This is a genomic window from Cytophaga hutchinsonii ATCC 33406, assembly GCF_000014145.1.
Taxonomy (GTDB): Bacteria; Bacteroidota; Bacteroidia; order Cytophagales; family Cytophagaceae; genus Cytophaga; species Cytophaga hutchinsonii.
Genome location: NC_008255.1, coordinates 3,526,852 through 3,539,909, shown reverse-complemented (window position 1 = coordinate 3,539,909; position 13,058 = coordinate 3,526,852). Strand labels below are relative to the sequence as shown.

Below are 13,058 nucleotides of genomic sequence, written 5' to 3'. Positions count from 1 at the left end.
AAAAGCGTGACTCGTTTTTTATTTTATGGATGAGATTGAATTACTTCTTGTCTCCGTCTACTTCTTCAAATTCAACGTCAGTAACGCTGTCTGAAGGGCCAGACTGACCTGCATCCGCTCCTGGCTGACCAGCACCTTGTTCAGCGCTGTACATTTCCTGAGAAGCTGCCTGCCATGCCGTGTTGATCGCAGCCATTGCTGTATCAATTGCAGAGATGTCTTTTGCTTCAAACGCTTTTTTCAAATCTTCTAACGAAGCTTCGATCGCAGATTTGTTTCCGGCAGAAAGTTTGTCACCAAACTCTTTCAATTGTTTTTCTGTCTGGAAGATCATTGAATCAGCCTGATTGATTTTTTCAATCTTCTCTTTTTCTTCTCTGTCTTTACCTTCGTTTGCTTTCGCTTCGTTTCTCATACGTTCGATTTCATCCGCAGATAAACCTGAAGATGCTTCGATACGGATTTTCTGCTCTTTGCCAGTTCCTTTATCTTTAGCAGATACGTTTAAGATACCGTTTGCATCGATATCAAACGTAACTTCAATCTGAGGAACGTTACGCGGAGCAGGAGGAATATCGCCTAAGTGGAAACGTCCGATAGATCTGTTATCCTTTGCAAATGCACGCTCACCCTGCAATACGTGAATTTCAACCGAAGGCTGATTATCAGATGCCGTAGAGAATACCTCAGATTTTTTAGAAGGAATTGTTGTGTTTGCTTCGATCAATTTAGTGAACACACCACCCATTGTTTCGATACCAAGAGACAATGGAATAACGTCTAACAATAAGACATCGGTTACTTCACCTGTTAATACACCACCTTGAATCGCAGCACCTAATGCAACTACTTCATCCGGGTTAACACCTTTAGAAGGTTTTTTACCGAAGAATTTTTCAACTTCTTCCTGAATTCTTGGAATACGTGTAGAACCACCTACCAGGATTACTTCGTCAATCTGACCGATTGATAAACCTGCATCTTTCAATGCCTGCTTACAAGGATCTAACGTACGTTTAATTAAGCTATCTGCAAGTTGTTCGAATTTTGCTCTTGTTAATGTTTTAACTAAGTGCTTTGGCATACCATTAACCGGCATGATGTATGGCAGGTTGATTTCTGTAGAAGCGGAACTTGATAATTCAATTTTAGCTTTTTCAGCAGCTTCTTTCAAACGTTGTAACGCCATCGGGTCCTGACGGAGATCCAGGCCTTCTTCAGATTTAAATTCGCCAGCCAACCAGTCAATGATCACTTCATCAAAGTTGTCACCACCTAAGTGTACATCACCATTGGTAGATTTTACTTCAAATACACCGTCGCCCAATTCAAGTACAGATACATCAAACGTACCGCCACCTAAATCGAATACTGCAACAGTCATGTCTTTGCCTTTTTTATCCATACCGTACGCAAGCGCAGCAGCAGTAGGCTCATTGATGATACGTTTAACTTCTAAACCAGCAATCTGACCTGCTTCTTTAGTTGCCTGACGTTCTGCATCATTGAAATAAGCAGGTACTGTAATAACTGCTTCTTTTACTTCATGACCTAAGTATTCTTCTGCTGTAGTCTTCATTTTCTGAAGAATCATTGCAGAAAGCTCCTGAGGTGTATATTGTCTGTCTGCGATACGGACTCTTGGTGTATCGTTACTGCCAGCTTCTAATTTGTATGTTGCACGGTCAGCTTCACTTTTTGATTCGCTGAATTTTTTACCCATGAAACGCTTAATCGAACTGATCGTGTTTGTAGGGTTGGTAATAGCCTGGCGTTTAGCAGGATCACCTACTTTACGTTCGCCATTTTCAAGAAACGCCACTATTGAAGGTGTTGTTCTTTTACCTTCGCTGTTTGGAATTACAACTGCCTCACTGCCTTCCATTACTGCAACGCATGAGTTTGTTGTTCCTAAGTCGATACCGATAATTTTTCCCATATCTATTTTTCTATTCTGTTTATTACTTTTTTATGCTTTGTTTTAACCCAAATGGCAATAGCTGTGCCAAGCGCTGTTACTGGCACATTTTATGACATATTGACACTTTTGTATGGCAGAAAGCCAAATGCTTAAAGCTCAAAGCCTCATTTGTCGAAATTTACAATTTTTATTTTATCTGATTTTTACGGAATTCTATGAACAAATTATAAAATTATAAGTAGCAGAATAAATAAATCTGGGCAGGCGTTAAGCTTTAGGCATTCAGCCTTTGGCTTTGTCAAAATAAAATTCAATCTTGTTTCAATCTTTAATTATAGATGCATCATATGAATAGATTTGCTGTAATTGTTGCCGGAGGATCGGGTTCAAGGATGGGAAGTGATACACCAAAGCAATTCCTTCCGATTGGAAATGCTCCTATTTTAATGCATACCATTAAACGGTTTTTTACCAGTACCGAAGCGGTAAATATTATTCTGGTATTGCCGGAAGAACAAATGGACCGCTGGCATCAGCTGTGTGAAAAGTATTCCTTTTCCATTCCGCACTTAATTGTTTCCGGCGGGAAAAACCGGTTTCAGTCGGTACGGAACGGATTGAACAGCATTGGCGTGAACGACGGCCTGGTCGCTATTCACGACGGGGTACGGCCGTTCATAAGCAAGCGTATTATCGAAGAATCATTTAAGGTTGCTCTTGAAAAAGGAAACGCGGTAGCCGCGGTGGAATTAAAGGATTCGATCCGGCTGGTGGATAAAAAAGGAAACAAAACAGTTAACCGGGTTGATTACCGGATTGTGCAGACACCTCAAACATTTAAGATTTCGCAGGTCAGAGACGCCTTTCACCGTGCCTCAAACGATCAGTATACAGACGATGCAAGTGTGGCTGAAGCGGCAGGGTACAGCATACAGCTGATTGAAGGTTCTTATGAGAACATTAAAATCACAACGCCTGAAGACCTTGCCATGGCAGAAGCTATTCTGAAAAAATTCGACTACTAAAATCTTTATCGGTTAACTTGCCGTATAGTATAAAATATCAATAATAAAGCAAGATGACTGATTTGCCTACCATTGCTGTTGTTTGTGCTGTAATCAAACAACAGGATTCTTATTTTATCGCTCAGCGCAGTGCTAAAATGAAAATGCCCTTAAAGTGGGAGTTTCCCGGAGGAAAGGTTGAAAAAGGAGAAACGAACGCTCAGGCAATAATGCGGGAAATGAAAGAAGAATTTGATGTTAACGTTGAAGTAATTCAGGAGCATCCTTTTTATCTGCATCAATACCCGAATTTTATTTTACAACTCAGCCCGATGGAAGTAGAAATAACCAGCGGTAAACTGACACTTAAAGAACACGCGAATTACAGATGGGTAGCTGTAAAAGATCTGTTTACATATGATTTTTCCGAAGGCGATGTAAATATTGTAAAAGCGCTGAACAAGCGCGACAAAGCATTGAATCAATAATCAAATACATACATTCTTATTTCATATTAATGAATAACAACGACATCATACGCAGACTCAGATATACATTCGATTTTAATGATGATAAAATGATCCAGCTTTTTGCATTGGCTGACCAGCAGGTTACACGTGCAGAGATCAGCAACTGGATGAAAAAAGATGATGATCCCGATTTTAAAGAATTATACGATAAAGAACTGGCTGTTTTTTTAAATGGGTTTATTATTGATAAGCGGGGTAAAAAAGACGGACAAACACCTGTGGCAGAAAAGAGTTTAAATAATAATATCATTTTCAGAAAATTAAAAATTGCGTTGAATTTACAGGACGATGATATACTCGATATTCTGGAACTTGCCGACATGCGGTTTGGGAAACATGAATTGAGCGCGCTTTTTAGAAATCCGGATCAAAGTCAGTTCAGACCGTGTAAGGATCAGGTGTTACGTAATTTTATTCATGGCTTGCAGCTGAAATACAGAAAGGAATAACATTCATTTTTTAGTGAAATCCAATTGTATTCTGCAATACGTATTTTTAACTATTACTATAAATTTTTATGCAGGAAACCTCCGGAATAATTAAGGCATGGGTAAATGAATACTCTTCGGATCTGTTGTCGTGGGCGTTTTATAAAACTTCGAACAAAGAAACAGCAGAAGATCTGGTTCAGGAAACGTTTATCAGTGCGTTTCAGTCCTTTCATACCTTTGAAAATAAAAGCAAACCAAAGACCTGGTTGTTTTCTATTCTTAAAAATAAGATCATCGACTTTCACCGGAAAAATTATAAACGTACGGTTGTATCTGCAGATAAAATATCAGAACAACAAAGCACTTTTTTATTTTCTTATTTGTTCGAAGATGGGGGAGAATGGCGAAAAGAGCGCAGGCCGGAAAACTGGACCGAAGAAGTCGTAGAGCTGCTGGATAATCCGGAATTTAATGAACTATTAATGCAATGCATCCGGAAATTACCTCCTTTATGGAACTCTGCCATTCAGCTTAAATACTTGGAACAAAAAGATGCAGGAACTATTTGTCAGGAATTGGGTGTATCTACGACTAATTACTGGCAGATCATTCACCGGGCAAAATTGCAGCTGCGGGAATGCCTGCAACAACAGTGGTTTAAAAAATAATGAAGACATACAACACGTATTTGGTTTCCTGTGAAACAGCTACCTTTCTGATTGAAAAGAAGCTGGATAGTGGGCTGACTTCAAAGGAAAAGGTGCAGCTTTTTGTGCATGAAATGATCTGTTCCGTATGTCGTAAATATGAAAAGCAAAGCCGGATGCTGGATCAGCTGTTGCGTAAAAAAATAGGACAAATAGGTGTGCCGCCGACTGGTTTCACCCCCGGTACGACAGCATTGAATAAATTTAAAATTCTGATTTATAATAAATTAGACGAAAAATAAAAAATAATTCATTTTTTCTGTCAGGAAGTGGTATGAAATCCGACAAACCATTGAAAGTTATTATAAACCCAAAACAATAACAACAATGGAAAAAAAATCAAAAAGTATTTTATGGAGTTCAGTTGCTGCAGGTGCTATGTTAGGTGCTGCAAGTATTTTTGCCAGCTGCAGTACAGAATCTAAAGATGTAACAACTGAAGTTCAAACGCCTGCAAAAGACACTACTGGTGAGCATACGTGTGGTACAGAGCATACATGTGGTAAAGATTCAGCTGAAGCTAAATGTGGTGAAGGTAAAGCTGCAGACGCTAAATGCGGTGAGCACAAAACTACTGAAGGCAAGTGCGGCGAAGGCAAATGTGGTGCTGACAAAAAGAAATAATATCCTCCTAAAGGCGGAGATATTTCTTCGCCTTTAATATTTCATTCATTAAATCTTTATTCAGAATATGGTTGGTATAGGATTTAGAAAAGATTTTGCTGCAAAATTTTTAAATACTACGGATCTTCAGCCCGACTTCATTGAGGTTGCGCCTGAAAACTGGATTGGTATAGGCGGACTCTGGAAAAAAAGATTACAACAGGCATTAGAAAAATATCCCTTATACACACACGGACTCTCTCTGTCTATAGGTAGTCCGGATGCATTAGATTTCGATTTATTAAAAGGCGTAAAGAAATTTTTAGCAGAAACAGGCGCAAAAGTATATTCCGAACACTTGAGTTATTCCAAATGTGATAATGCGCATCTGTATGATTTATTGCCGATCCCTTTCACGCACGATGCTGTAAAGCATATTGCTAAACGGATACAAACGATACAGGATTTTCTGGAACGCAGACTTGCGATCGAGATTGTGAGTTATTACTCACCTGTTGCAGCAGAGATGAGCGAATTAGAATTTGTAAATGCCATTCTGCAGGAATCCGATTGTGATTTGCTGCTGGATGTTAATAATATATATGTAAACGGATTTAATCACAACTACGATCCGTACGCATTCATTAATCAGCTGCCTCTGGAACGTGTGGCGTATATTCATATCGCGGGTCACGATCAGGTTTCTGAAACACTGATCATTGATACGCACGGAGAAGCCATTGTTGATCCGGTGTATTACTTGTATCAATACACCATGAATCAGCTGCAGCGCGATGTGCCAACCTTGCTGGAACGGGACTTTAATATTCCGCAGCTCTCCGAACTTCAGGGAGAGATTGACCGGTTGAAAAAAATAAAGGCTGATTGTTTAACAAAAGAACTTTATGGCATACAACGATAGTACAAAACAATATCAGCGTATGCTGGCTTCGTATACGCGCACAGGTATTGAAACAGCTATACCGGGTACGAAAGAAGAAGGGATCATGCGGTACAGGACGATGATTTATACCATCGTGAATGAATCCTTGTCTACCTCTTATCCGTTAACCAGGCAATTACTTACAGCACAGGAATGGGACGATACCGTTCACCGGTATTTCTCAACGCATGCCTGTACATCGCCCTACTTATGGCGCATGCCACTAGAGTTCTATGAATATATACAGGAAGAACAATCGGCATTGCTGATAAAATATCCCTGCCTTTCAGATTTATTGCTGTTTGAATGGGTAGAGATCGAAGTTTTTATGATGGAAGATGAAGAGGTGCTGCATAAAACAGAAGGGGCAGTTGAAACAGACGCACTTGTTTTAAATCCTGCCTGTGCCGTGCAATATTTTCAATACCCTGTTTATGCAAAGCGTGCCGCTGAAATAACACCTGCAGATGCGGCACATTATTTCATGCTGACACATAGAAATCCGGAAACGGGTAACGTGGCCTTTTTAGAAATTGCACCTATGTTTGCCCGTATGTTTGAATGGTTAACAGAAGAAGCCATGTCTGTTGACCAGCTGATCAGCCGGTTTACAGAAGAATCTCAACTGGCGCTTGCCGCGGATAGCAGAATTAATATTGTTTCATTTTTTAAAAATTGCCTGAGTAAAAGAATTATACTCGGCTTTAACTAAGTAACCGTTTTAACTGATTTTTATATGATCTCACAGGGACTAAAAAACAAATACGAAGCATTCAGAAATGCATCTATTAAATTTCAGGACGTAGCATTATTGGCTATGCGATTGGTGTTGGCATACGGATTTTTTCATCCGGCTGTGATGAAGGTTAAAAATATCAATGGTGTGATAGCATGGTTTGCCAGCCTTGGTATGCCGTTGCCCGCTTTAAATGCGTATCTGGCAACCGCTGCAGAAATATTGGGTGTTATTTTACTGACCATTGGTTTAGGTGTGCGGGTTTTTACGCTTCCGTTAATTATTGTTATGATTGTTGCTATTGTGACGGTACATTGGTCCAATGGTTTTGAATCCGGAAATAATGGGTTTGAAATTCCGCTGTATTATATCATTATGCTGTTTCTATTACATACACACGGTTCCGGGAAATACAGCGCAGACGCGCTGCTGCGCAAAAAATAATATATATAGTTTATTTTCGAAATCAGGCACCAGCTCTCTTGTCAGGGGCTGGTGTTTTGATTTTATAACTATTCAGTAAAATTTTTATTATTCGGCAATTCAATATAAAACTGTGTGAACGTATTCACGCGGGATTTTACTGAAATAGTGCCATCAATTTTTTCAACCATTTCTTTAACAATATAAAGACCAAGTCCAGAGCCTTTGCTTTGATTGCTGGCACGGTAAAACATGTTAAAAATATTTTCCAGGTATTCGGCCGTTATGCCGATTCCATTGTCTTTAATGATTATCGTTGTAACGCTTTTAGTACTGGATATATCGATATCAATATAGGGGTCATCTTCACTTTTTCTGTAATATTTAAATGCATTGGAAATAAGATTGTTCAGAATTGTTTTGATCCTGTATGGGTCAGAGTATAAGGTAGAGGGAGTATCTATACGGATATTCTTTTTTATAATACCTGCCTGCTCAAAAAAACTGAGCTCTTCAAAGATATCATCCAGAATAGATCTGAATTGTATTGGCTGTGCCTGAACATCCGTTTTGATATTTCTGGATAGCTGAATAATCTGCTGAATATGCAGGTCCAGTTTATTGATACAGTTTTCCTGCATCTGGATAAGAGCATTTAATTTTTCCGGATCTTTTTCTGTTTTAGTTAACTGAATCAAACCCATTAATGAAGTCAACGGTGCACGCATGTCATGTGAGGTGCGGTATACATAGCTGTCAAGTTCCTGATTCAATTTTTTAAGTGACTTATTTTTAACAAGCAATTTACTGTTTAAGTTAGCGAGCTTGCTATTCATGTATTGATTCACGCGGAGAATTACATAAAAAAATAAAATGGCAAAGAGGCCGGTCGAGATATAGTTAAATTCATACTCGAAGTTATTTGTAGCAGTATCATCTCCCAATAAATTATAATCAGTTACTTCCAGTACAGTAATTAAACAGGTTGAAAGGCACAGCGACAGCAGGATATATTTATAATCGTTGATGCTGTAAAAGGCAAATGTTGCAAAAACAATAATGAGCATAGAAAGATTCATACCTGAATCGCGCCCCAGAGAAGCCGCTTTAATAAACATGAACAAGCTCCCGATCACCATCATGATTAGCTTGGATTGGTTGTAATATCCTTTTTTAATTAAGTAGAGAACAAGCGGCACAACTGTTGAAAAGAAAAGCAGGTAATTGAGTATGATTAAAAACGATACACCCAAAACAGAACCGATAATAATATACAGTATGCCAGATATTACCGTCAACAGGCACATAGCAACGAGCAGTTCTATCCGGATGATTTCATCATAGGGAACTTGCCGGGAAGACAAGGATCTCAGATTGATAAATCTGCGGATAATTTTAGTGCGTATGAAATTCAATAACGGCATACAATCCAGCTAGGAGATACATTTGGTTCGTTAAAGATAATAATTAAAAAGCAGCTGGAAATGAAAGACTTAATTGCTATTGAATTTTTTTAAAACGTTGTGTTTTTTCTCCGTTTAGTTCAATATATTCTAAAAACATAGCTAATGGCCGCACCCAAAGCTGGCCAGGAGTTTTTGCCGGAAAATATAAAACAAGGTCTTCCTCGGTTTCAGAATGTTTGGCTGTACCAAGTACTTCGTATACATTTCCCTTGTAATGCATGTATTTTCCCGGTGTGATTAAATCTGACATATTAAACGATTAATAATTTCTGCTCAATTTCTTTTGATACTAATGCTCCGGTTTCAATAAGCTGCATAATATCTGTACGTATTGTTTCAAGAGAAACACGCGCTTCAATTTTTTCTTCAATCTGCTTAATCAGCGAAATCTGTTTTTCAATGTTTAACATGCGCGCACATGATTTGTATTGATGTACGTTAAAGGAAAGTGTCTCCAGATCTTCGGCATTGATTGCAGTATGTATTATTTTTAATAATTGTGCATTCTGATTCAAAAACATTTCCAGCATTTCACGGAAAATCACCGGATCATTTTTGGAAAGCTTTTCGATAAATTCATAATTTGAAAATGAAGGTACTGAGGCTGCGATATTTTTTTCATTTTTGAAAACCCATTTGTCAATAATGTGGTACAAATCTTCTTCTGTATAAGGTTTTCCTAAATGCCCGTCCATACCTGCATCCAGGCAGCGGTTAATGTCTTCCTGGAAAACGTTTGCCGTTAAGCCAACGATAGGAGTAGTATTTTTATTCAGCCTGATCTGACGTGTTGCCTGTAAGCCATCGCAAACAGGCATCTGCATATCCATTAATATGATATCATAGGTATTGGCAGCCGCTTTTTGTATTGCCTGCAAACCGTTTTCTACGATCTCAAACGTACAGCCTAACGACTGCAATGTATAGGTTGCAAGGGTACGGTTCATTTCATTGTCGTCTGCCACCAGAATATGTAATACGCGTGGAAATGGCTGAACAGCTGTTTTCTTTGCCTGCGGATCAGCGCCCTTTTCGCCTAATTTAAACGGAAGCGTAAAGAAAAATTTACTTCCGTAGCCTTTGCCGCGTTCGTTATAATGTGCAGGACTTTGAACCTGTATGTTACCGCCCATTAAATGTACAACCTCCTGTACGATTGATAAACCAAGCCCTGAACCGCCATATTTTACCGAAATAGATTCATTAGCCTGTGTGAAGCTTTCAAATATTTCGTCTTGTTTATTAGCTTGAATTCCGATACCTGTATCATTTATAACAAACTCAACAAACGAAAGTCCATCCTGTTTTTTAGTAAGAAGAACAGAAACAGTAATATTTCCATGGCTGGTAAATTTCAATGCATTGCCGATCAGATTCACCAACACTTGAGAGATCCGCGGAAAATCGCCCAGCAAATAATCCGGAATAGACTTGTCAATAATTAAATGAAACTGTAATCCCTTTTCAGAAGCCGAATGTTGAAACGGACTCAACACGGAACGGATCGATTCTTTGAGGTGAAACGATTTACTTTCAATAATTACTTTACCTTCTTCAATTTTACTGATATCTAAAATATTGCCGATCAGTTTTAATAAGAGTTCACCTGAAATAGAAATATTTTTCAGTAATTTTTTTTGTTGTTCGGTAAGTTCCTGCTTACTTAAAATAGCAGTAAAGCCAAGGATCGCATTGATTGGCGTGCGGATCTCGTGGCTCATGTTTGATAAAAAACGTGTTTTGAACTGACTGGCACTTTCTGCTTTTTCTTTGGCAACCCGCATGAGTTCCTGTTGTTCGCGTGCTGTTAGTTCTGCTTTTTTCAATGGTGTAATGTCAATAATGGCACCATGCACAACCAGCCCATTTTCTTCATTCACTACATATCCATTCGATATAAGAACTTTTTCATTGCCATTGACCGTACGTATTTTTAATTCATCTGAGTAGCTTGCTCCAGGCTGAAAATTTTTCTTTCTTCTGTTATGTGTAATCTCTGATTCTTCTTTAATAAGAGAATCTATAAAATTTATTTCAGGGATTACGCTTCTGTCTAATTCAAAAATATTGTACATTTCATTTGACCAGAATAATGTATTTGTGAAAACGTTATATTCAAACGTCCCCATTTGAGTAATCTGCTGCGCATATTCCAGTAATGTATTTTTAATCTTTACTTCATTGGCGATCTTCCGGCGCTGTTTCAGGTCTGCTAAAATGAAATAATACGAAATTACTAAAACCATGAAGCCAAATATGCCGGAGAATACAATGGTAATGGGTGTTGTTTTATCAAGCGCTTCTGCTTTTTCATTCCGCTGCAGCAATAAAATTCCTTCATTATTTTTCATCTTTTTTACCAGATTATAGATATGCTCCGTAGATGCTTTTCCTTTTTGCATCAGCGGCAGCACTTCCGCCTGGTCTGCATTATTATTTGTAAGATTAATTAAGCCATTGAAAAGAAAAAAGCGATCATTTACAGTTTTCTGTAACGTATCTATGTAAATGTGCTGCTCCGGATTATCTGCAAGAAGTGAATCAAGAAGAATAAGTTGATTTTTAATATTTGTACGTGATTGATCCTGTTGTTCAAGATACGAAGCGTCTTTTGTCAGTGCATATCCTCTTACGCCGGACTCTGCATTTTTAATATCTGAATAGATACTTTCTAAACTTATAATAACCTTATTGGTATGATTTACCCAATGGTTGGCGGATCTTAAACCTTGAATATTCAGATAGGAGTATATGAAAGCTGAAGCCAGCAACAATAGCGAAATAGAAAAAATAATATTGAGTGTACGAATGGAAAGGTTCATATCGGATCAATTATAGCCAGTACCAAAGGTGATTTTTATGCGTATAAAATACCTTTGGTACTAGTTATAAGATAAAAAATAAATATGAAATAAGATGTACTTTTTTTCCTTTATTACACCTTGGATAAGAGCTTTTGAATGGCGATATCCATTTTTTTGAATTCAAATGCATCCAGCACTTTCTGCATGGATACGTTAATTTCAGTATGCATTAAATTGCCGATACTGCCTTCGTGTGTGTGATTGATGGTATTTAAAGCAGTAAACGTTTTGTCTTCGATCATACCGCCCACTTTTTTATATGCATCGCGGAAAGGGATTCCTTCAAGAACCATGTTATTTACTACTTCCACACTATACATGTATAAGTACTTTGGATCTTTTACGATATTCTCTTTTACTTTCACCTGCTTCAGCATAAAATTTGCAATACGCAAACAGTCATTTATATCCTGAAAAGCAGGAATGAAATTTTCTTTGATCAGCTGCATGTCGCGGTGGTAACCCGAAGGAAGGTTTGCCATGATCATAGAAATTTCATTCGGCAAAGCTTGTAAGCGGTTGCAGCGCGCACGGATCAATTCAAATACATCCGGATTTTTTTTGTGCGGCATGATACTCGAACCTGTTGTCAATTCATCCGGCAAAGTCATAAAGTCAAAATTCTGATTCATGTACAGGCATACATCCATTGACATTCGTCCCAGAGTGGCAGCAATAGAGGCAAGCGCTGCGGTAACATTTTTTTCTGTTTTACCGCGGCCCATCTGTGCATAAACCACATTGTGATTTAACTCTTCAAAGCCCAGCAGGTTTGTCGTCATCGTACGGTTCAATGGGAATGAAGAACCATAGCCTGCTGCAGAGCCTAATGGGTTTTTATTGCTGATGCGGTAACCTGCAAGCATCATGTGCATGTCGTCAGCTAAGCTTTCTGCATAGGCGCCAAACCACAAGCCAAAGGAAGAAGGCATTGCAATTTGTAAGTGCGTATAACCGGGAATGATTACCGATTTATATTTTTCGCTTTGAGAAAGTAATGTATCGAATAATTCTTTGGTGTTTTCAACCGTTTCACGAATAGCATGACGGGTGAATAATTTCAAATCTACCAACACCTGATCGTTACGGGAACGCCCGCTGTGAATCTTCTTGCCAAGATCACCAAGACGACGTGTTAAGATCAGCTCAACCTGTGAGTGCACATCTTCAACACCATCTTCAATGGTGAAATTACCTGCTTCTATTTCAGTATAGATCGTGCGGAGTTCGTTCAGCAATACGGGAAGTTCATCTTTACCGATCAAGCCAATGCTTTCCAGCATCGTAATGTGTGCCATTGAACCAAGAACATCGAACGGAGCAAGGAACAGATCCATCTCGCGGTCTTTTCCAACAGTGAAACGCTCAATGTCTTTATTTACTTCCGTATCTTTTTGCCACAATTTCATAGTGTGCTTAAGGCTTAAAGC

Annotated in this window: 14 protein-coding genes; 9 read left to right on the top strand and 5 right to left on the bottom strand. The window is 38.6% G+C overall.

Going from position 1 to position 13,058, the window contains the following annotated elements; all coding sequences use genetic code 11:
- Nucleotides 1-40: 40 nt before the first annotated feature.
- Nucleotides 41-1,939, bottom strand: coding sequence for a molecular chaperone DnaK (gene dnaK, locus CHU_RS15080; RefSeq protein ID WP_011586450.1), 1,899 nt, complete (start codon nucleotides 1,937-1,939; stop codon nucleotides 41-43).
- 329 nt (nucleotides 1,940-2,268) lie between these two features.
- Here dnaK and CHU_RS15075 point away from each other — a divergent pair, with 329 nt between their 5' ends.
- From CHU_RS15075 to CHU_RS15035, 9 genes are all read left to right on the top strand, one after another.
- Entirely contained in the window at nucleotides 2,269-2,946 is a 678-nt protein-coding gene (locus CHU_RS15075) for a 2-C-methyl-D-erythritol 4-phosphate cytidylyltransferase (RefSeq protein ID WP_041932437.1), read from the top strand.
- Between the two features lie 53 nt (nucleotides 2,947-2,999).
- The gene (locus tag CHU_RS15070; RefSeq protein ID WP_011586448.1) at nucleotides 3,000-3,413 is read left to right on the top strand and encodes a (deoxy)nucleoside triphosphate pyrophosphohydrolase; all 414 of its coding nucleotides are present in this window, start codon (nucleotides 3,000-3,002) and stop codon (nucleotides 3,411-3,413) included.
- Nucleotides 3,414-3,442: 29 nt separating this feature from the next.
- Complete coding sequence (locus CHU_RS15065) at nucleotides 3,443-3,904, top strand: DUF1456 family protein (protein WP_011586447.1); 462 nt, start codon at nucleotides 3,443-3,445, stop codon at nucleotides 3,902-3,904.
- A gap of 68 nt (nucleotides 3,905-3,972) precedes the next feature.
- The gene (locus tag CHU_RS15060; protein WP_011586446.1) at nucleotides 3,973-4,554 is read left to right on the top strand and encodes a sigma-70 family RNA polymerase sigma factor; all 582 of its coding nucleotides are present in this window, start codon (nucleotides 3,973-3,975) and stop codon (nucleotides 4,552-4,554) included.
- Entirely contained in the window at nucleotides 4,554-4,835 is a 282-nt protein-coding gene (locus tag CHU_RS15055) for a hypothetical protein (RefSeq protein WP_011586445.1), read from the top strand. Before CHU_RS15060 ends, CHU_RS15055 begins: the two co-directional genes overlap by 1 nt.
- 85 nt (nucleotides 4,836-4,920) lie before the next feature.
- Nucleotides 4,921-5,217 (top strand): HvfA family oxazolone/thioamide-modified RiPP metallophore, encoded by a 297-nt coding sequence (locus CHU_RS15050; RefSeq protein ID WP_011586444.1) that lies wholly within the window; start codon nucleotides 4,921-4,923, stop codon nucleotides 5,215-5,217.
- A gap of 67 nt (nucleotides 5,218-5,284) precedes the next feature.
- Nucleotides 5,285-6,118: an HvfB family MNIO-type RiPP peptide maturase gene (locus CHU_RS15045; RefSeq protein ID WP_011586443.1), complete on the top strand. Its 834-nt coding sequence runs from the start codon at nucleotides 5,285-5,287 to the stop codon at nucleotides 6,116-6,118.
- A complete protein-coding gene (locus CHU_RS15040; protein WP_011586442.1) occupies nucleotides 6,102-6,851 on the top strand; it encodes an HvfC/BufC N-terminal domain-containing protein in 750 nt (249 codons plus the stop codon). Before CHU_RS15045 ends, CHU_RS15040 begins: the two co-directional genes overlap by 17 nt.
- A 24-nt stretch (nucleotides 6,852-6,875) precedes the next feature.
- Complete coding sequence (locus tag CHU_RS15035; RefSeq protein WP_011586441.1) at nucleotides 6,876-7,319, top strand: HvfX family Cu-binding RiPP maturation protein; 444 nt, start codon at nucleotides 6,876-6,878, stop codon at nucleotides 7,317-7,319.
- Between the two features lie 68 nt (nucleotides 7,320-7,387).
- Here the strand turns inward: CHU_RS15035 and CHU_RS15030 are convergent, their stop codons facing one another.
- From CHU_RS15030 to argH, 4 genes are all read right to left on the bottom strand, one after another.
- Nucleotides 7,388-8,662 carry a sensor histidine kinase gene (locus CHU_RS15030; RefSeq protein WP_238379296.1) on the bottom strand — a complete coding sequence of 425 codons (1,275 nt, stop codon included), beginning with the start codon at nucleotides 8,660-8,662 and terminating at the stop codon, nucleotides 7,388-7,390.
- 136 nt (nucleotides 8,663-8,798) lie between these two features.
- Nucleotides 8,799-9,014 carry a DUF1653 domain-containing protein gene (locus CHU_RS15025; protein WP_011586439.1) on the bottom strand — a complete coding sequence of 72 codons (216 nt, stop codon included), beginning with the start codon at nucleotides 9,012-9,014 and terminating at the stop codon, nucleotides 8,799-8,801.
- A gap of 1 nt (nucleotide 9,015) precedes the next feature.
- Nucleotides 9,016-11,586 (bottom strand): hybrid sensor histidine kinase/response regulator, encoded by a 2,571-nt coding sequence (locus CHU_RS15020; protein WP_011586438.1) that lies wholly within the window; start codon nucleotides 11,584-11,586, stop codon nucleotides 9,016-9,018.
- A 113-nt stretch (nucleotides 11,587-11,699) separates the two neighbouring features.
- A complete protein-coding gene (gene argH, locus CHU_RS15015; RefSeq protein WP_011586437.1) occupies nucleotides 11,700-13,037 on the bottom strand; it encodes an argininosuccinate lyase in 1,338 nt (445 codons plus the stop codon).
- Nucleotides 13,038-13,058 lie beyond the last annotated feature (21 nt).